Source organism: Lysobacter defluvii IMMIB APB-9 = DSM 18482, from assembly GCF_000423325.1.
Lineage (GTDB): Bacteria > Pseudomonadota > Gammaproteobacteria > Xanthomonadales > Xanthomonadaceae > Novilysobacter > Novilysobacter defluvii.
The window spans coordinates 1-16653 of the sequence record NZ_AUHT01000007.1 but is presented as its reverse complement, the minus strand read 5'-3'; the positions used below and the strand labels follow the sequence as shown (position 1 = coordinate 16653).

The 16653-nt window shown below is 66.1% G+C and carries 18 protein-coding genes and 1 tRNA gene; 15 read left to right on the top strand and 4 right to left on the bottom strand.

Annotated elements, in window-relative coordinates:
• Nucleotides 1-24 precede the first annotated feature (24 nt).
• Nucleotides 25-1203 (bottom strand): (Fe-S)-binding protein, encoded by a 1179-nt coding sequence (locus G545_RS13900; RefSeq protein ID WP_052347275.1) that lies wholly within the window; start codon nucleotides 1201-1203, stop codon nucleotides 25-27.
• A 172-nt stretch (nucleotides 1204-1375) separates the two neighbouring features.
• Here G545_RS13900 and rplM point away from each other — a divergent pair, with 172 nt between their 5' ends.
• From rplM to maiA, 5 genes are all read left to right on the top strand, one after another.
• On the top strand, nucleotides 1376-1804 hold the full coding sequence (gene rplM, locus G545_RS0106545; RefSeq protein WP_027069679.1) for a 50S ribosomal protein L13: 429 nt from the start codon (nucleotides 1376-1378) through the stop codon (nucleotides 1802-1804).
• 10 nt (nucleotides 1805-1814) lie between these two features.
• Nucleotides 1815-2207 carry a 30S ribosomal protein S9 gene (gene rpsI, locus G545_RS0106540; RefSeq protein ID WP_027069678.1) on the top strand — a complete coding sequence of 131 codons (393 nt, stop codon included), beginning with the start codon at nucleotides 1815-1817 and terminating at the stop codon, nucleotides 2205-2207.
• Between the two features lie 45 nt (nucleotides 2208-2252).
• Nucleotides 2253-2327, top strand: a tRNA-Gln gene (locus tag G545_RS0106535).
• 138 nt (nucleotides 2328-2465) lie between these two features.
• The gene (locus G545_RS0106530) at nucleotides 2466-3446 is read left to right on the top strand and encodes a fumarylacetoacetate hydrolase family protein (RefSeq protein ID WP_027069677.1); all 981 of its coding nucleotides are present in this window, start codon (nucleotides 2466-2468) and stop codon (nucleotides 3444-3446) included.
• Between the two features lie 145 nt (nucleotides 3447-3591).
• Nucleotides 3592-4254 carry a maleylacetoacetate isomerase gene (gene maiA / locus G545_RS0106525; RefSeq protein WP_027069676.1) on the top strand — a complete coding sequence of 221 codons (663 nt, stop codon included), beginning with the start codon at nucleotides 3592-3594 and terminating at the stop codon, nucleotides 4252-4254.
• Between the two features lie 87 nt (nucleotides 4255-4341).
• Here the strand turns inward: maiA and G545_RS0106520 are convergent, their stop codons facing one another.
• Nucleotides 4342-5448, bottom strand: a complete 1107-nt coding sequence (locus G545_RS0106520; RefSeq protein WP_027069675.1) for a PilT/PilU family type 4a pilus ATPase — start codon at nucleotides 5446-5448, stop codon at nucleotides 4342-4344.
• Between the two features lie 171 nt (nucleotides 5449-5619).
• Between G545_RS0106520 and G545_RS0106515 the strand changes: the two genes are divergently transcribed.
• From G545_RS0106515 to G545_RS0106500, 3 genes are all read left to right on the top strand, one after another.
• Nucleotides 5620-5943, top strand: a complete 324-nt coding sequence (locus tag G545_RS0106515) for a DUF4398 domain-containing protein (RefSeq protein WP_244874617.1) — start codon at nucleotides 5620-5622, stop codon at nucleotides 5941-5943.
• Nucleotides 5940-6524 (top strand): hypothetical protein, encoded by a 585-nt coding sequence (locus tag G545_RS13895; RefSeq protein ID WP_052106482.1) that lies wholly within the window; start codon nucleotides 5940-5942, stop codon nucleotides 6522-6524. Before G545_RS0106515 ends, G545_RS13895 begins: the two co-directional genes overlap by 4 nt.
• Before the next feature lie 470 nt (nucleotides 6525-6994).
• Nucleotides 6995-7213, top strand: a complete 219-nt coding sequence (locus G545_RS0106500; RefSeq protein WP_027069673.1) for a YdcH family protein — start codon at nucleotides 6995-6997, stop codon at nucleotides 7211-7213.
• Nucleotides 7214-7315: 102 nt separating this feature from the next.
• Here the strand turns inward: G545_RS0106500 and G545_RS0106495 are convergent, their stop codons facing one another.
• Together G545_RS0106495 and G545_RS13890 are read right to left on the bottom strand one after the other, a co-directional pair.
• Nucleotides 7316-7594 carry a type II toxin-antitoxin system RelE/ParE family toxin gene (locus G545_RS0106495; protein ID WP_027069672.1) on the bottom strand — a complete coding sequence of 93 codons (279 nt, stop codon included), beginning with the start codon at nucleotides 7592-7594 and terminating at the stop codon, nucleotides 7316-7318.
• Nucleotides 7594-8019 (bottom strand): hypothetical protein, encoded by a 426-nt coding sequence (locus tag G545_RS13890; RefSeq protein WP_197050167.1) that lies wholly within the window; start codon nucleotides 8017-8019, stop codon nucleotides 7594-7596. Before G545_RS13890 ends, G545_RS0106495 begins: the two co-directional genes overlap by 1 nt.
• 171 nt (nucleotides 8020-8190) lie before the next feature.
• Here G545_RS13890 and G545_RS0106485 point away from each other — a divergent pair, with 171 nt between their 5' ends.
• The 7 genes from G545_RS0106485 to G545_RS13875 form a co-directional block, all read left to right on the top strand.
• Entirely contained in the window at nucleotides 8191-9567 is a 1377-nt protein-coding gene (locus tag G545_RS0106485) for a pyridoxal-phosphate dependent enzyme (protein ID WP_027069671.1), read from the top strand.
• 11 nt (nucleotides 9568-9578) lie between these two features.
• A complete protein-coding gene (locus tag G545_RS0106480; protein WP_154656530.1) occupies nucleotides 9579-10967 on the top strand; it encodes a glycosyltransferase in 1389 nt (462 codons plus the stop codon).
• A gap of 91 nt (nucleotides 10968-11058) precedes the next feature.
• On the top strand, nucleotides 11059-12234 hold the full coding sequence (locus G545_RS13885; protein WP_036135721.1) for a cystathionine gamma-synthase: 1176 nt from the start codon (nucleotides 11059-11061) through the stop codon (nucleotides 12232-12234).
• A gap of 19 nt (nucleotides 12235-12253) precedes the next feature.
• Nucleotides 12254-13045 carry an ABC transporter permease gene (locus G545_RS0106470; RefSeq protein WP_161625776.1) on the top strand — a complete coding sequence of 264 codons (792 nt, stop codon included), beginning with the start codon at nucleotides 12254-12256 and terminating at the stop codon, nucleotides 13043-13045.
• Between the two features lie 17 nt (nucleotides 13046-13062).
• Nucleotides 13063-13896 (top strand): ABC transporter ATP-binding protein, encoded by an 834-nt coding sequence (locus G545_RS15260; protein WP_161625775.1) that lies wholly within the window; start codon nucleotides 13063-13065, stop codon nucleotides 13894-13896.
• 29 nt (nucleotides 13897-13925) lie between these two features.
• Nucleotides 13926-15956, top strand: coding sequence for a glycosyltransferase family A protein (locus tag G545_RS0106460; RefSeq protein WP_161625774.1), 2031 nt, complete (start codon nucleotides 13926-13928; stop codon nucleotides 15954-15956).
• A 33-nt stretch (nucleotides 15957-15989) separates the two neighbouring features.
• The coding region (locus G545_RS13875) for a hypothetical protein (protein ID WP_043711483.1) at nucleotides 15990-16653 on the top strand (664 nt) is incomplete at its 3' end.

Genomic DNA, 16653 nt, shown 5'->3' with positions numbered 1-16653 from the left:
TTGGATGCTGGCGTGCGGCGGCCGTCAGCGCAGCGCTTCGGCCAGCAGCTCCAGCGGGTGCTGGACCGGCACCCGTGTGCCGTTGGCCAGGTGCAGGCGGCAGCCGATGTTGGCGCCGAGCACGCGGGTGGCTCCGCAGGCGTGGAGCTGGTCGAGCAGGGGCTCGCGGAACGCGGCGGCGCGCTCCGGATCCAGCAGCATGTTGGTGCCGGCGGCGCCACAGCAGCCATGGCCGGCGTCCAGTTCGACCACCTCGAGTTCCGGCACGCGCGTGAGCAGGCGGCGGAGCGCGGGGGCAGAGCCGACGACGTTGCGCTGGGTGCAGGGCAGGTGCAGGGCGATCCGTTCGGGTCGCGCGGCGAATGACAGGCGGTCGGCATGCCGGTCCAGGAACTCGAGGGCGTCGATGGCGCGGCCGGGCAGGGCGCCCGCCACCGACTCGTGGCAGCCGCTGGCCAGGGTGAGGACCGGCGGCGCGTCCGCCTCCCCTCCGAAGGCGCGGCGGTTGCGGGTGGCAAGCGCCTCCGCGCCCTCGAGGTTGCCGGCATGTGCATGCAGGGCGCCACAGCAGCCCTGGACCGGTGGCACGTGCACCTCGATGCCCAGTGCCCCGAGCAGGCGGGCGAGCGCGGCGCGCACCGGTGGCTCGTACGCGGTGGCCACGCAGCCGGTGAACAGCTGGACTCGGGTGGGCAGGTCGAGGCCAGCGGCGGTACCCGCAGCCGCGGGTTCGCGGGTCGGCGTGGCGTCGGGCGCCGGAATAGACGTGGGGCGCGGCGGCAGGGGAAGCGGTCGCAGCCGCGACGGCAACACGCGGGCGGTGACCCGATAGGCCCCGAGCAAGCTCCCGAGCACCCGCGGCCGCGCGGCCAGCCACTCGACCAGCCTCTGCCGGGCACTCGCCCCCCGGCGCCCGCGCTGCACCCCGCGCGTGCGCACGAGCAACTCCCCATACCGGACGCCCGCCGGGCACACCGCCTCGCAGGCGCGGCATGCGAGGCAGTCGTCCAGGTGCCGGTCGCCGGCCGGCGTCGGGTCGATGATGTCCAGGGCCCAGGCGCGGGCCAGCGCGATGCGGCCGCGGGGCGACTGCGGCTCCAGCCGCTCCAGCGAGTAGGTGGGGCAGGCCGGCAGGCAGAGCCCGCACTGGACGCAGCGGTCGGCCAGTGCGGTGATCGTCTGCGGGGTAGTGGCGCCGGGCACCTGGCGATGCTAGCATGGCCGGCTCGCGCGACTTGCGGTGGCTGCCCGTGGCGGCTACACTTCGCGTCTTTCGTTCCGCCCTTTCCACAACGCGATGGTGGAGTTCCGCCGCCGCTGGCCCCCGTGGCCCGGCACCAGACGGAACCAGCCCGACCAGGTACCCCTATCAGTCATGAAGACCTTCACCGCCAAGAACGAGACCGTCCAGCGTGACTGGTACGTGGTCGATGCCTCCGGCAAGACCCTCGGCCGCCTCGCCGCCGAGCTCGCCCACCGCCTGCGCGGCAAGCACAAGCCCGTGTACACCCCCCACGTCGATACCGGCGACTACATCGTGGTCGTGAATGCCGAGAAGATCGCCGTGACCGGCAACAAGCTGGCGGACAAGAAGTACCACCGCTTCACCGGCTACATCGGCAACCTCAAGACCGAGACCCTCTCCCAGGCGCTGGAGCGCCACCCGGAGCGCGTCATCGAGATCGCGGTCAAGGGCATGCTGCCGAAGAACCCGCTCGGCCGTGCGATGTACCGCAAGCTCAAGGTCTACGCAGGCCCCGAGCATCCGCACACCGCCCAGCAGCCGCAGCCGCTCGACATCTAAGGTCCCGATCATGGCAATCCAGCAGAACTACGGCACCGGCCGTCGCAAGTCCTCCACCGCCCGCGTGTTCCTGCGCAAGGGCGAGGGCAACATCGTCATCAACGACCGTCCGATCGACGACTTCTTCGGCCGCGAGACCGCGCGCATGATCGTGCGCCAGCCGCTCGAGCTGACCCAGACGACCGACAAGTTCGACGTCAAGGTCACCGTCAGCGGCGGCGGCACCACCGGCCAGGCCGGCGCCATCCGCCTGGGCATCGCCCGCGCGCTGGTCGAGTACGACGAGACCCTGAAGGCCGACCTGCGCCGCGCCGGGTTCATGACCCGCGACGCCCGCGAGGTCGAGCGCAAGAAGGTCGGTCTCCACAAGGCCCGCCGCGCGACCCAGTTCTCCAAGCGCTAAAGGCTTTTGCACCCGGGGCGGATTGGTTTACAATCCGCCTCCCACAGCCCCGTCGCCAAGTGGTAAGGCATCTGACTCTGACTCAGACATTCGGTGGTTCGAATCCATCCGGGGCTGCCATCTTCACGAAGAACCCGCCGCAAGGCGGGTTTTTTGTTGCGCCATCCCCGAGCGCGCGGGGATGACGGCGACTCAGCACTCGTTACAATTGAAACGATTGCGCCCAGGCAGGCGCGCCCGTTTACGTAGGAGGCATCGATGAAGCTTGGTTCCCTCAAGGAAGGCGGCCGCGACGGCACCCTGATCGTGGTCTCGCGCGACCTGTCGCGGGGCGTGCGCGCCACCGGCATCGCCGACACCCTGCAGCGTGCGCTGGAGGAGTGGGAGGCCACGGCGCCGAAGCTCGAACAGCTGTCCACCGCGCTCAACGAGGGCAAAGCGGAGGGTGCCTTCGACATCGACTTCGCCGCGCTGGCCGCGCCCTTGCCGCGGGCCTACGAGTTCCTCGATGGCAGCGCCTACCTGCCGCACGTGGAGCGCGTGCGCCGGGCGCGCGGGGCGGAGGTGCCGGAGAGCTTCTACACCGATCCGCTGATGTACCAGGCGACCAGCGCCGGCTTCCACGGCCCGCGTGACCCGGTGCTCCTGCCGAGCGAGGAGCATGGCATCGACTTGGAGGCCGAACTCGTCGTCGTTACGGATGACGTGCCGCTGGGCACCTCCCCGGAGCAGACCGCTGGCCACATCAAGCTGGTCGGGCTGGTCAACGACGTCAGCCTGCGCAACCTGATCCCGGGCGAGCTGGCCAAGGGCTTCGGGTTCCTGCAGTCCAAGCCGCGTTCGGCCCTCAGCCCGGTGTTCGTCACCCCGGACGAGCTGGGCGACGACTGGCGCGACACCAAGTTGCACCTGCCGATGCTCACCCACGTCAACGGCAAGTGGTTCGGCGCGCCGGAGGCGGGCGTGGACATGCAGTTCAACTTCGCCCAGCTGGTCGCGCACGCCGCCCGCACGCGGCCGCTGTCGGCCGGCACCATCGTTGGTTCCGGGACCATCGCCAACGAGGACACCAGCCTGGGTGCCTCGTGCTTCGCCGAGCTGCGGACGGTCGAGGCGCTGCGCGATGGCAAGCCGTCGACGCCGTTCATGAGCTTCGGCGACACCGTGCGCATCGAGATGCTGGACCGCGAGGGCAACAGCATCTTCGGCGCGATCGAGCAGAAGATCGCGAAGGCCTAGGCCCCATCGTTCCCGCGAAAGCGGGAACCCAAGGACGTCGGCGCCACCAAAAGCCGCCCCTGGATCCCCGCGTACGCGGGGATGACGTTCGGCGTGCGGCGCGCGTATATAACGGACGAAGCAGATGATCCAGGAAAGGACCACCATGGCCGACCAGCTCCAGCTCCACTCCTACTGGCGCTCCAGCGCGGCCTATCGCGTGCGCATCGGGCTCAACCTCAAGGGCCTGGAGTACCGGACCGTGCCCGTGCACCTGGTCCGCGACGGCGGCGAGCAGCACAGCGACGAGTACCACGCGCTCAACCCGCAGGAACTGGTCCCGGTGCTGCAGCATGGGGAGCGCGTACTGCGCCAGTCGCTGGCGATCCTGGAGTACCTGGACGAAACCTGGCCCCGGCACCCGCTGCTGCCCAGCGGCAGCCGGGAGCGTGCCCGGGCCCGCGCACTGGCCCAGACCGTTGCCTGCGAGATCCACCCGCTCAACAACCTGCGGGTGCTGCAGTTCTTCGAGCACACCTGGAACGTCCCACAGCCCGAGCGCGAGGACTGGGTGCGGCACTGGATCGGGCAGGGCTTCGCCGCGCTGGAGGAAATGCTCGCCGACCACCCCGGCACCGGCGACTACTGCGTAGGCGACACCCCCGGCATCGCCGACTGCTGCCTCATCCCGCAGGTCTACAACGCCCGCCGCTTCGGCGTCGACATGTCGGCGTACCCGACCATCAGCCGGGTAGAAGCCGCCTGCCTCGCACACCCCGCCTTCGACGCCGCACGCCCAGAAAACCAGCCGGACGCACCGCGCCCGTAGACCTTTCGTTCCCTGTTCCCCGTTCCCCGTTCCCGCTTTCAATCCCTCCTAGCGGGAACCACACGACCCCCACCGCGTCTCCCGGCACTACTGCGGACTGAACACATCCCCATACGGATCGTGCTCCGCCCCGGCGCCCTCGGACAGCCGGAACTTCAACGCCAGCCCATCGCGTGAATCCGCCGCGCGCAGCGCCTCGTCCTGGTCGATCTTGCCTTCCTTCGCCAGCCGGAACAGGCACTGGTCGAAGCTCTCCATGCCTTCCTCCAGCGACTCCTCCATGGCGTGCTTGATCTCGTGCACCTGGCCGCGGCGCATCAGGTCGCGGATGTGCGGGGTGTTGATCAGCACCTCGGTGGCGGGGACGCGGCGGCCGTCGGTGCCGACCACCAGGCGCTGGCTGACGACCGCGCGCAGGTTCAGCGCCAGGTTCATCAGCACGTTGCGGTGGGCGGCCTCGGGGAAGAAGTTGAGGATGCGCTCGATGGTCTGGTCGGCGTTGTTGGAGTGCAGCGTCGCCAGGCACAGGTGGCCGGTCTCGGCGAAGCTGATCGCGGCTTCCATCGTGGTCTGGTCGAGGATCTCGCCGATCAGGATGACGTCGGGCGCCTCGCGCATCGCGTTCTTGAGCGCGTTGTGGAAGGCGTGCGTGTCCAGCCCGACCTCGCGCTGGTTGACGATGGAGCGGCGGTGCCGGTGCAGGTACTCGATCGGGTCCTCGATGGTGAGGATGTGGCCGGCCACGTTGGCGTTGCGGTGGTCGATCATCGACGCCAGCGTGGTCGACTTGCCCGAGCCGGTCGAACCCACGATCAGCACCAGCCCGCGCGGGGCCATGATGATGTCCTTGAGCACCTGCGGCAGCTGCAGCTCCTCGATCGACGGGATCACGCTGCGGATGGCGCGGATGACCATGGCCACCTCGCCGCGCTGCTTGAACACGTTGATGCGGAAGCGGCCGGTGTCCGGCAGGGCATAGGCGGTGTTGAGCTCCAGCTCGCGCTCGAAGATCGGCACCTGGCCCTCGTCCATCAGCGAGTAGGCGATCTTCTTGACCATGCCAGGGGGCAGGCCGGTGTTGCCCAGCGGGTGCAGGCGGCCTTCGATCTTGATGTACACAGGCGCGCCGGTGGTCAGGAACATGTCCGACGCGTTCTTTTCCACCATCAGCTTCAGGAAGTAGCCGATGTCCATCGATTCGCCCCCGGTAATCAGTATTCGGACAAAGGGCGGGCGGCGCCGCGGCGTTGCGGTACGGCGGTGCCTTGCCCAGAATGCCGGCAACACTACATGCGAGCCGGCTCCCCAATGACGCCCAGCTTCTCACATCTCGGCCGCCTGCTGGCGGGCACAGTTCTCGCTTGCGTGCTCGCGTCCTGCGCGACCGTCCCGCCGCCGACCAGCGAGCTCAACACCGCCCAGCAGGCCGTCGTGCGCGCCACCGGCGCCGATGCCGACCAGTACGCCCGCGAGCAGATCGAACTGGCCCGGCAAGCCCTTTCCCGCGCCCAGTCCGCCATGGCCCAGGGCGACAACGACAACGCCCGTGCCTACGCCCTCGCCGCCGCCGCCGACGCCGACCTGGCCCGCGCCCTGAGCCTGGAGGCCCTGGCCACCGCGCAGGTCGCCCAGCGCCGCGCCGAGGTCCAACGCCTGCGCCGCGAGCTGCAGCTGGAGGACCGCCGATGAGCACCGCCCGCACCCTCCTGGCCGCCGCCGTCCTGGCGTTCGCCGTCGCCGCCCCGGCCCACGCCCAGGACCGCGACGCCGCCCTGGCCACCCTGCGAGCCGACCTGGTCCAGCTGGAGTCCGACGCCGAACTGGGCAGTCTGGCCGCCTACGAGCGCCTGCAGGCCCGCCACGCCATCGACACCGCCTCCCAGGCGCGCTCGAGCAACTTCGAAGGCGCCCGCTACGTCGCCGAACGCCGCGTCCAGATCGCCCAGGTCGCCGCCCGCACCGAGGCCCTGCAGCGCGAAGCCGACCGCCTTGACCGTGAACGCAGCGAACTGATCGTGGAAGCCAGCCGCCGCGACGCCGCCGCCGCCCGCGCCGAAGCCGAACGCCTGCGCATCCAAGCCCAGATCCAGGCCGAGGAAGCCGCGAGGCTGCGGGCGCAGACCATGACGGACGCCGAGACGATGGCGGACGTCGAGCGGGCGCTGGAGGGGGTGGCCGATGCCCAGGCGGCGAAGCTGCGCGAGGCACGGCGCCGGGAGGCGGAGCTGAAGCGGCTGGAAGAAGAGCTGCTCCGCGAATCCGACGACTAGACCCCCTCTCCCCCCCGCTCTTACCCCCTCTCCCGCTTGCGGGAGAGGGTTGGGGTGAGGGCAGCTCTTGCTCTTGCTTCTGCTTTTGCCTTTCAAGGAACAAGCAAAAGCAGCCCTCATCCGCCCTCCGGGCACCTTCTCCCGCAAGCGGGAGAAGGGACGCGCGTGGCGCTTCTGAACCCCGCCCGACCCCTCACAACCCTGACTCCGCCCCGGCCCCTTGCCGCCCCCCGACCCCAGGAGTAGGGTCAATCATCCAGGTGCGCATTCCGCCCGCCTGGAGGGCCAGGCCGATGACGCGAGCGATCGACTCCACCATCCCGCCCCATGGGCACACCGCAGTCCGCTTCGACAGCGACTGCCGCCGTGATGGCGAGCCCATCGCCGCCGCCGCCCGACCCGTGACCCACCCCGCACGCCCTGGCCTTGGCCGGGGCGTCGTGTTTCTGTCACACAGGAGGCCTCGCATCATGTTCGAAGACCAGTCGCAGCAGGACGTCGAGTCGTTGATGAACTCGGACCGCGAGTTCCGGCAGCTCTACCAGCAGCACAAGAAACTGGACAAGAAGGTCGCAGATGCCGAACTGGGGGTCCTGCCGATGGACCCGGACACCGTCACGCAGTGGAAGCGTGAAAAGCTGGCCGCCAAGGACCAGCTGCAGCGAATGTACGACGCCCGAACGCACTGATCACGCGTACCGCATGCGGGCGGTGGCGGTCCCTTTCCTCGTCAGGGGGGTGTCACCGCCCGTTTGCACCTCCGCCTCCCCTGGACGCCCATACCCCGCCCGCTACGGTTTCCAGTTCGACCGCGCCGGCGCCACGTCGAGCACAAGCACATCACCTGTGGCGGGATCGCGGTCATACAGGACCACGATGGGATACCTTTGCACCGGCACGTAATAGGTACCATCCGGCAGCTGCTGATACGTGGCAACGCCATCCAGCGAGCTCACCAGCCGACTGAGCGCATCATCCTGTCTGTCCGCTGCCTGGGGATTCTTCGTCCCGAGCTCAAGGAAGAGGCGCTCGCGCTCGTCGGCTGCACGCTTCGACCACGCGACGGCCATCAGGCCCTGCGCCCGGTGCGCAGCGTCCGCATTCGCTCATTCACCTGCTCGTCGGTGTAGCGCACCGTGTCGCGGCGCCCTGCCTCGGCCCGCTGCTGCAGGAATTCCAGATACGCCGCATTCTCGTGTGTCCGCTTGAGCGCGACAGCGCGATCGGGCCGGCGCCTGCGAGGCAGGTCCTCTTCAGCCAGACCGCTGGAATCTACCCGGTAGCGGGCGATCCCGAGACCACCCAACACACGCGCAGCCGCATCGATGCCGGTGAACAGACGCGGCGAACCGCTCTTGGTGACCAAGGTGCGTTCGCCCGCACCGATCTTGAACCGCACAGCATAGCCACCGCGCTGCCCGACGAGCAGGGTGTCGCGGACGCTGCCGGCCGCAGCCAGTTCACGGGCCGTGGCAAGTTGAACAGGATCGGACATGTCGGTGCTCCAGGTAACTGTTAGACGGGCGCCCGACATTTATACCGCAAGAAGTGTGGGCCTTGGGAGAGCGGGCGCAGCGGCCAGCAGGGGACCGCACCCTGCGGCCAAGCGGGGCTGCCTGCTCGCCCACCCGGGTAGAATCCCCGCACACCCGCACCAAGTGCCCCCATGCCCATCGCCAACTCGGTCCTCGACCTGATCGGCAACACCCCGATCGTCCGCGCCCGCAACCTCGACACCGGCCCCTGCACCATCTACCTGAAGCTGGAGTCGCAGAACCCCGGCGGTTCGATCAAGGACCGGATCGGCCTGAAGATGATCGAGGCCGCCGAGGCCCGTGGTGACCTGAAGCCCGGTGCCACCATCGTCGAGGGCACCGCCGGCAACACCGGCCTGGGCCTGGCCCTGGTCGCCCGGCAGAAGGGCTACAAGCTGGTGCTGGTCGTCCCGGACAAGATGAGCCGGGAGAAGATCTTCAACCTCAAGGCCATGGGCGCGCAGGTCGTGCTGACCCGCTCGGACGTCGCCAAGGGCCACCCGGACTACTACCAGGACCTGGCCGAACGCATCGCCAGCGAGACCCCGGGCGCCTACTTCATCAACCAGTTCGGCAATCCGGACAACCCGGCCGCCCACGAGCACGGCACCGGCCCGGAGATCCTGGCCCAGATGGCCGAGGCGGGCGGCGTGGACGCGATCGTCTTCGGCTGCGGCAGCTCGGGCACCATGACCGGCCTGTCGCGCTGCTTCGCCGAGCAGTCGCCCGGGACCGAGCTGATCCTGGCCGACCCGGTCGGCTCGATCCTCACCGAGTACATCAACGAAGGCACCCTGTCCGACAAGTCCGCCAGCTGGATGGTCGAGGGCATCGGCGAGGACTTCCTGCCGACCATCTCCGACTTCACCCGCGTGAAGAAGGCCTACGCCATCAGCGACAGGGAGAGCTTCCTGACCGCTCGCGAGCTGCTGGAGAAGGAAGGCGTCCTGGGCGGCTCGTCCACCGGCACCCTGCTGGCCGCCGCGCTGAAGTACTGCCGCGAGCAGACCACCCCGAAGAACGTCCTGGTACTGGTGCCCGACACCGGCAACAAGTACCTGTCGAAGATGTACAACGACTACTGGATGGCCGACAACGGCTTCCTGGAGCGCGAGCGCCATGGCGACCTGCGCGACCTGATCGGCCGCCCCTTCGCCAACCGCGACACCGTGGTCGTCAGCCCCAGCGACCTGCTGGTCACCGCCTATCAGCGCATGAAGTTGCACGACATCAGCCAGCTGCCGGTGATGGAGGACGACCGCCTGGTCGGCCTTATCGACGAGTCCGACCTGCTGCTGCACGTGTACGGCGACGAGGCGAAGTTCCGCGACCCGGTGAGCACCGCCATGGCCAGCAAGCTGGACGTGCTGGACGTGGGCGAGCCGATGGAGGCGCTGCTGCCGGTGTTCGAGCGCGGGCACGTGGCGATCGTGACGGAGGGGGGCAGGTTCCTCGGTCTGGTGACCAGGATGGACCTGTTGAATCACCTGCGGCGGCGGGTGGAGTGATCCGGGGCACCGTGGACGAGACGCCCTCCAACGCGGGCCGGGGCGGCTCCGGTCGCGCACGGCCCCTGCGCGTCCTCCTGATCGCCTATGAGTTTCCACCCAGCCCGTCGCCGCAGTCGCTGCGCTGGGCTTACCTGGGCAACCGGCTGGCCGAAATGGGTCATGAGATCCATGTGCTTGCGCCGGATATCGGCGGCAGCATGGAAGGCTTGCCGGAGGCTGGGCCCGGCGTGCACGTGCATCGCACCTGGCCGGGTCCGATACGGGCCCTGCTGGGCTTTCTTGCGCGGCGGCGCCCGGCGGCTTCGGTTGTTGCTGCGGCAGGAACCGTCACGTCAGCCTCTGGAAGTGGGGAGACAACGGCAGGTTTGGACCTGCCGCCGACCGCCGAGCCTCCACGCCTGAACTGGAAGGGGCGCCTGCTGGAGCACCTGCAGGACGCGAGTTCCTGGTTGCTGTTTCCGGACCTGCGCGGTGAATGGGAGCGGCCGGCACGCAAGGCCCTGCATCGGCTTCTGGATGAGGTCCAGCCCGATGTCGTGGTGTCCTCCCATGAGCCCGCCACCACCTTGCGGCTGGGCCTTGAAGCGAAGCGGCGTGGCTTCCGCTGGGTGGCCGACCTGGGCGATCCGGTGCTGGCGGGCTATACCCCCCGCAGGTGGCGCGGGCGTGCGGCTTCACTCGAGGCTGCGGTAGTACGCGAAGCCGATCACGTGCTGGTCACCGCCGTTCAGGCGCTGGAGCTGTTCCGCGAGCGATACGGAAGTGTGGCCCGGGCGACGGTGGTGACGCAGGGCTTCGACGAGCAGTTCGCCGGTGCCGGTGCGCGGATTTCCGCGCCCGATCCTGCCGCACCGCTGGAACTGCTCTATGCCGGCAGTTTCTACAGCTTTAGGCATCCGCAGGCCTTGGTCGAAGCGGTACTCGCGGTGCCCGGTATCCGGCTCAACATTGCTTCCGGCAACGTGCCGGAGTGGCTGGCCGCCGCTGCACGGAAGCACGCCATGCAGGTGCGCCTACTTGGCCGGGTTCCCCATCGGCGGCTGCTCGCCCTGCAGCGGGAGGTCCACGTGCTGGTCAACCTGGCCAATGCGGACCCCAGTCAAGTGCCGGGCAAGTTCTACGAGTACCTGGGAGCGGGGCGGCCGGTGCTGCACGTATTGGCCGGTGCGGGTCTTGATGCGACCGGTGTGCTTGTCGGCCAGCTCGGGCGCGGCTGGGCTTGCGGCGGCGAGCGCGAGTCGATCGCCGCGGAGCTGGCCCGGATCGCGGACCGCCATCGGCGCGGCGAGCTCTCGGTCGGGCTGGATCTGGAACCGGGACCCGTGGCCCCGTGGTCCTGGACGGCGTCAGCCAGGACAGCGGCAGTGGCCTTGAGGGACGTCGTCGCGTCGGCGTGAAGAATATTTAAGGAGCCCTCCCGCCTCGTTGCTAGAATGCCGGGTTCGCTTTTTGCGGTTTAAGGCCGTTCGACGGCCACACGGGAGAGACATGCAGCACTCCGATGACAAGACTTCGCGCCGCGGCCTCGGCACGCTCGCCATCCATGCCGGGCAGGCGCCGGACCCTTCCACCGGCGCGGTGATGCCGCCGATCTATGCGACGTCGACGTACGCCCAGTCGAGTCCGGGCAAGCACCAGGGCTTCGAGTACTCGCGTACCCACAACCCGACCCGCTTCGCCTACGAGCGCTGCGTAGCCGGCCTTGAGCGCGGCAGCCGCGGCTTCGCGTTCGCCTCCGGCATGGCCGCCACCGCCACCCTGCTCGAACTGCTGGACAGCGGCAGCCACGTGATCGCCATGGACGACGTCTACGGCGGCACTTACCGCCTGTTCGAAGGCGTGCGCCGGCGGACCGCCGGGCTGGACTTCGACTGGGTGGACCTGAGTGATCCCGCCAGGTTCGAGGCCGCAGTCCGGCCGGAAACCAAGATGGTCTGGATTGAGACCCCCACCAACCCGCTGCTCAAGCTGGTCGACATCGAACTGATCGCGGCCATCGCCCACAAGCACGGCCTGACCGTGGTGGTCGACAACACCTTCAGCTCGCCGATCCTGCAGCGCCCGCTGGAATTGGGTGCCGACATCGTCGTGCACTCGGCCACCAAGTACCTCAACGGCCACTCCGACATGGTCGGCGGCATGGTCGTGGTGGGGGACAACGAGGAATTGGCCGAGCAGCTCGCCTACCTGCAGAACTCCGCTGGCGCCGTGCAGGGACCATTTGACAGCTTTCTCGCCCTGCGCGGCCTCAAGACCCTGCACCTGCGGATGAAGGCGCACTGCGAGAACGCGCATGTCATCGCCGAGTTCCTCCAAGGGCACGATGTGGTGCAGGACGTGCTCTATCCGGGGCTGGCGTCGCACCCGCAGCACGCGCTGGCCAAGCGGCAGATGGACGGATTCGGCGGAATCGTTTCGGTGCGGTTGAAGGGCGGTTACGAGGCCGCCAAGCGGTTCTGCGAGCGCACGAAGCTGTTCACCCTCGCCGAATCACTGGGCGGCGTCGAGAGCCTGGTGAACCACCCGGCGGTGATGACCCACGCCAGCGTGCCGGTGGAGCGGCGGGAGCAACTTGGGCTGGGGGATGACCTGGTGCGGTTGAGCGTGGGGGTGGAGGCGGTGACGGATCTACAGGATGACCTGGAGCAGGCACTTGCCGGTTGACAGCACTACGAACGACAACATGACTGCATCCTTCCTTGGCCACTTGCGGGCCAGTACCCGGTTCCCTGAATTCTGGGCCTACTCCAGTTGGCTCGATATTGTCACCAAGTACCGCCGGACACGATTGGGTCTTGTCTGGATTTTTGTTCCAGTTGCGGTATTTGTAGGTGTCATTGGGAGCATCTATTCGCGCCTTATGGGGCACGAGCCTGCCTTCTATATCCCCTATCTTGCAATCGGGTACGTGATCTACCGCTTCATGGTGCAGTGTACGAACGAGTCCGCCTCCATCCTGCGGTCCCATAAGCCGTTCATCATGGATGGCCGTATCCGGCTGACAGACTTTGTGCTTCGGTCGATATCAAAGGCCTTTTTTTACTTTTTCTGCACCTGGATTGTTGTCATCGGTGCGGTTGTATGGTCGCCGGAAGTACACCTGACAAGTATGTTCACCATGCTGCTGACGTTTCCAGTAGTGATTGTCAACATGGTCTGGTGGTCGATGTGCATGTCGTTGATCGGCGCACGCCACGCCGACACCGGAGAAATGATCAACACGGCACTGCGTTTCGGAATGCTCCTGACCCCTATCTTGTGGGTGGGTGATCGCTTTCCTCCCGGGACTTATTTCTGGTGGGCTGTGCAGGCCAACCCTGCATATCACCTGATCAACTTTGTGCGTGCGCCGTTGTTGGGACAGCCGATAGATCCGATTACCATCTGGTACCTCGGCATCATGACTGTTCTCGGGTGGGTTCTAGCGGCATTGTTGTACCGTCGTTATGCACGTTTCGTGCCGCTGTGGATCTGACTGGAGGCAAAGAGATCGTGAACAATGCCTACATCCGCGCGCATGACATCGGACTGGACGTTCCTTATTACGCCCAGCCTGAGCGGCAGGGGGATTCGTGGCTTGGAACCCTCATCAGCGCAGCGACCGCGGTTCCCCGCCGCAGGTTTGCGACTTTGCTGGACGAAGTAACCTTCGATATTGAGGAAGGGGACCGCGTCGCGCTGATTGGTAGCAATGGTGCTGGTAAAACCACCTTGCTCCGTGTTTTGACCGGAGCTTTCCGCCCGACCCGCGGGCGGCTGGAGGTGCGTGGATCCCGGCAGGCGCTCCTCAACCTCAGTCTCGGGTTTAACCCAGAAGGCACCCTGCACGAGAACATCTATTTGCGCGCCACTGCGATGGGCATCCCTGCAGCGAAGGTGCGGACCATGGTCGGTGACATCCTTGACTTCGCGGAGCTGGGGCATCTGGCCAACCGGCGCCTGTTGACGTTGTCATCCGGGCAGAGGATGAGGCTCGGTTTTGCCATTTCGACTTCGGTCCAGCACGACATCATGTTGCTGGACGAATGGTTTGGCGCCGGTGACGCGCAGTTCGTCAAGAAGGCGCGTGGCCGATTGGTTGACCGGGTCAAGGGAAGCAAAATCGTGGTGGTGGCCAGTCACAACACCGATCTGGCCAAGAAACTTTGCAACAAGGGCATGGTGATCAACTATGGCCGTCAGGTTTTCATCGGCCCGATCCAGGAAGCGCTGGCTGACTACAAGCGGATTGTGCAGGAAGAAAAAGCGGCCAAGAAGGCGATGCTCGAGGAGAAAGTCGCTGCTGGCGCTGCTATCGCTCCGAGTGTACGAGATGCGATGTCATGACGGAGCGCGGTCGAAGCGAAGTTGAGGCCTTGGCGTCGGATGCCGATGGCAGCACCGAGGCAATCAGCATCGAAGTGCGGCGCCTGCGCCAAGCGCTGGAGCAGAGTGAAGCCGAACGTCGGGAACTGCTCTCAAGTACATCCTGGCGAGTCACGGCTCCGCTGCGAGCGATCAGGCGTCTTGTTTCAGGGGAGCCGCGGCAACCGGCTGCCGAGACCGGTGTCCAGATCGAGATTCCTGCCCAGCTGAGGCGAACGTCAGCGGTCGATGCCGCGTTCAGCAACGACACCTACAGCTTGATCGATGCAACCAGTGCCACGGATGCGCTGCGAACGGCTCCCCGAAAGTCCGGAACGAGCTACCGGGTAGCGTTTCTTGGCAGTTGCGAGCTCGAAAACGACCTCGGGCATGATGCAGAGGTAGAGCGGGTTGCTGAGCTCGGGTGGCGTTCCCAGTTGCAAGCCGAGTGCTTTGACTTCCTGCTCGTGGAGCCGGTCTGGGTTGCGTCCGGCGGCGACTGGCGATACGCGTGCCTGCGCGACGGAAAACGAAGTGGCGAGCTTCGTCTCTTGTTGAAGCACTGTCGGACGATAGGGTTGCCCACGGTGCTGTGGTTTCGCGAAGATCTGAGCAACTACGAAGACTTCGCGTGGCTCGTAGAGCTCGTTGATCGGGCGTACGGCGTTTCGGAAGAGCTTGCAGAGCGGATCGCGCGGGACTTCCCCCGGCCATCGGCCGGAACACTGCCGCCTGCCGTGCAGCCTGCGATTGAGAACCCCCTGCGCACCTATGCGCTTGAGGAGGCTGCGCCGTGGTTCGCTGACCGAGTGTTGTTCGATGGCTGGTGGGAACTCGCTCGCCAGCGGCCCACGCGTGATGCGATCGCCGCACTGAAGGGGCGCGGCCTTCTCGTGTGTGAGAGTGCCTGGGACTTTGGGGGCGTGCGGCTGGGAGATATCCCTGATTTTGCCTCCAGCGTCGTGGGTTGCGTCGACAGGCAGGGAAAGGCTGTCGTCAACAAGCTGGTTGCTGCGGAGGTCTTTGCCCGCGGCAGTTTCAGGTTGCCTTGGCAACGTGAGCAAGCGATGATGCGCGCGATTGCCTGTGGCTCGCTGGTCGGATCGTTGGCCGGCTCCCCAAGTGAAATGAGCGGGCTGCCTGTTGCATGGCATGGGAACGAGGCGGGGATGCTGCCTTGGCTCGACGAGATTAAGAGCAACCCGCTTTCGGCAATGAAGCTCTGCCATAGGGCCCGCCGCGACTTGCTGAGCTCCCATACCGTAGCGCACCGCTTGAACCAGATTGCGGGTGACTTGGCACTACGTGAGCGAACGGGATCCCGGTCCGCATCAGTGGCGATGATTCTCGTCACCATGCGCCCCCAAATGTTGGGCCATTGTCTTCAGCGTTATCGCAGCGATAACTATGCTGACAAGGAGCTGGTTGTCGTCCTTCACGGTGATTACGACTTGGCCGCCGCGCGGAAGATGGCTCGTCCTGATGAGCAGATCAGATTCATGAAGGTTGGGGGCGAGAGAAGTCTGGGCGCCTGTCTGAACAGGGCGATCGACGCGACCGACGCCGACTACTGGGCGAAGGTCGATGACGACGATATCTATGGTCCGAATTACCTGACCGACCTGATGTTGGGTCGGCAGTTTGTTGACTACAGCGTCGCCGGAAAGCCGCCGATGTTCGCTTATCGGGAGAAAGATGATTCGCTCTACTTTGACCCTGTGTGGGGTGCGAAAGCGAATCTGTGGCACGGTCCCGAAGAAGCCAGTGCTGCCCTTGTAGCCGGTGGCACCCTTGTGGGTAAACGACAGCTCCTTGACGACGTGCGTTTCTGCGAGCGTCGACGCGGGGGGTCGGATTCCGACTTCATAAGGCGCTGCTATGAGAGTGGATATGGTTTGGCAGCGCTCGATGGCTTCAATTTCGTCAGGTACAGGAGTGCAAGTGAGGGGTTTCACACCTGGGCTATGGATGAAAGCGACCTGCTTAATCGTGCGCAGCGACTCGGCGGCAAATCAGATATCGAATCAGCTGCATTCATATAGCCCGCGGGACGTGACGAAAGAGGGGTTTCATCGATGCCTTTAATTACCTGGAAGCGGACGGCAACGGGCGTCCTTTTTTCCGCCGCGGCGATATTCCTGATGGTTGGAGTTCTACTGCGCGATAACGTTTACGTTGTGATTGGTGGTACGGCGCTTTTGCTCGTCGTAGGGCTGGTAGTGATCGCGGCATATCGGCGCGTTGGCTATAACATGCAACAGGTCGCCGATCAGCAGCGCGCGCTGTTGATGGCCCAGGAAACGCTCGACGGCATCAACCGTAAGGTGTTGAAGCTCGATGACTCCCTGCGGCGGGCGGCGGTGGGCGAATTGAGGCCATTGGTCCTCTCCGCGTTTCGCGACGTTTCCGATCAGATTGATCGCACCACTGAGGCGGTCAGCCAGCGGGACATGGAGTTGGCGCAGCGGCTGGATAAAGTAGAGAAGTTGTCGAGCGTGATCGAGGCCTCGACGAGAGCCACGGGGATTTCGCTGGATCACCATCGGGCTTTGCTTCGCCGGCTTTTCGACAGGCTTCACGGCGATGTCCTGGAGCGTCTTGACGAGATCAATGGGCGGTTTGAGAAACAGCTTTCAGAGCATCGGAGTTCCCTTGATGAAATCCGCGTGTCGCTGAAAGATGTCGCTCGGACTGTCGAGCTGACCTCGCGTAGCGAACAGCTGGAGAAGCTTTCAAGCA